This window comes from Anaerolineales bacterium, assembly GCA_022866145.1.
Taxonomy (GTDB): Bacteria; Chloroflexota; Anaerolineae; order Anaerolineales; family E44-bin32; genus PFL42.
Map to the genome: position 1 here is coordinate 1 of JALHUE010000252.1, position 2328 is coordinate 2328.

A 2328-nucleotide genomic window follows, 5' to 3' on the forward strand; every position below is an offset into this window, starting at 1 on the left:
GAGTGCGCAGCGGGTACAAATCACCGCCCTGCGGCTGGCCTGGCCGCCTGAGCTCGATCGCCTCGACCGGATCCGCTTCAAGTCCAGAACCATCTGGGACCGGGGGGACAGTCATCCACCAACCTCCATTGACCCTGGGGAATGGAAGTGGGGCGTCTCCCGCCGCGTCGATCCAGGAGCCCAGGAGACGCTGACGTTCATCTTCACCGGCGGCTCCAGCTCGGAGGAGTACGATCTGGAGATCACCCTCGACGGCGTGTGCGCGATCAGCTGGTAGGCGCACAACGACAGCCTCGACACCCGTCCTCCTCAGGGCACTCCGCGTGGGCTTTCGCTGGCGCAGGGTGCCCGGCGCCTTGGGTTGCACGCGCCGCACCTCATACCCAGGTTGCTGAGGCTTCAGTTGGCTGCGCGCCCGTCTGCCCTGGCGGTGCGCTATCCCAACCTGCGATCCGATCCGGCGTGGTGATGCGACGTCTTACCGGGAGTCAAGCCAAGATCTCGGTGAATCACAGGCGCCGCAATCCGCAACGGCAAGGCCCAGTGCGGCTCCCTGTCCCTCGGAGCCGTCTCGGCCTTGCGGCGCCGGACTGCGTCCGGCCAACGGGTCCTGGCCGGCAACCCACATCCAGCACGATTGCCTGAGCTTCCCTCGAATGTGGCGGAGGGCGCAAAGTGCAGGTTCATGTCCTCACCCGTCAGCACGATGCTCGGGTTAACCTTCGAGGGGTTCTTCGCAGGTCGGAGGATTCATGATAGCCTTAGTCCGAGTCCCGGAGGAGTGGCCGGGCCTGGAGCGGGTCGGCAGCCCGCTGGCGTTCGCTGAGGGTGAGGCGCCCTCCTGCTGAGTCTACGCGGAGGGCAAGAGGAGGGGTCCAGGGCGCTCGCCCTGGATAGGCGATGGACAGTGTGATCGGGACGACACTCGGGCGCTATCGCCTGATCGAGCGCATTGGCCGGGGCGGGATGGCCAATGTCTACCTGGCCGAGACGGTCGGGGAGCAGACCCGCGTCGCCATCAAACTCCTCACGCCCTTGATCTCCGAAGATGAGCGATTCCTGCTCCGATTCCGGCAGGAAGCCAAAGTCGTCGCCAGGCTCAAGCATCCGAACATCATGCCGGTGATTGACTACGGCGAGATCGACGGCAAGGTCTATCTGGTCATGCCGCATCATCCGCTCGGCAGCCTGTCAGACCGGCTGGGGCGAGGATCGCTCCCGGCGGAAGACGGCGGCCGGATCATCGCCCAGGTCTCGGCTGCCCTTCAGTTCGCCCACGAGCACGGCGTGATCCACCGCGACGTCAAGCCCTCGAACATCCTGCTGGATGCCGAGGGGAATGCCTGGCTTTCCGATTTCGGGCTAGCCTACATCCATGATGCGTCCTTAAGCCTGACCGGCTCGGCCATGCTTGGCACTCCGGCGTACGTTTCTCCCGAGCAGGCGCGGGGGGTGAGGGCTAGTGCCCGATCCGACCAATACTCGCTCGGAATCGTGCTCTTCGAGATGGTCACTGGCCAGCTGCCGTTCGAGGCCGAGACGCCGATGGGCGTCCTGGTCAAACACATGCAAACGCCGATCCCGCTGCCGCGCTCGATCAAGCCAGGAGTGCCGGTTCACATCGAGCGGGTGATCCTGAAAGCCACGGCCAAGGATCCCGATGACCGATTCGGTTCCGTGGCCGAGATGAATGCGGCCTTCCAGGCCGCCCTGGCCCACGCCCTGAACCCCTCGCTGCACCCCCCGCCGGCGCTGATCCCGGTACCGCCGAGCCACCCGACGATCCCGCTTCCTGAAGGCGGGTACGTGCGCATCGGCCGGCGGCGCGTGCGGCCGTGGCAGCTGGGCGTGGCGGCGACCCTTCTGGCGCTCTTTGTTTGCCTTCCTTCAGCGTATGCCGGTATGTACCTGCTGCCAGGGAGCAACGGCGCCGCCACCGCGCCGCAGCTGACAGCGCAGGCTGCCACGATCCAGGCGCTCTCGACGCAGCTTGTGGCAAACCAGGCCGGGGGGCTATCACCGGACGAAGTGCAGGTCGCCGTGATCCAGACCCTGACCGCGAGGCAGGGTGGCGAGGGTGGCGGGGACTCCCTTTCACTGGAGCAGCCCGGCGGGCTGCTGCCCGGGATCTTCCCGGCGCTCTTTGCTGGCAGCTCTCCCACCCCGACACAACAGTCCGCTTTCCCTGGTGGGAGCACGCCCGAAGGGACTGGTGCCTCCCCGACGCGCTCGCCCACCAGTTCCGGCAGCGGGGCCGCCACAGCTGTCCCGACCTCCGGCTTGCTTCCGACGGCCACCCAGCCCGCGCCGGCAACCTCAACACAAGCC

General features: G+C 66.8%; 2 protein-coding genes. Both read left to right on the plus strand.

Features of this window, described 5'->3' with window-relative positions; translation table 11 throughout:
* On the plus strand, window positions 1-277 hold a 277-nt coding region (locus MUO23_07920; GenBank protein ID MCJ7512881.1), incomplete at its 5' end, for a hypothetical protein.
* 623 nt (window positions 278-900) lie between these two features.
* A partial coding sequence (locus MUO23_07925; GenBank protein MCJ7512882.1) for a protein kinase occupies window positions 901-2328 on the plus strand: 1428 nt, incomplete at its 3' end.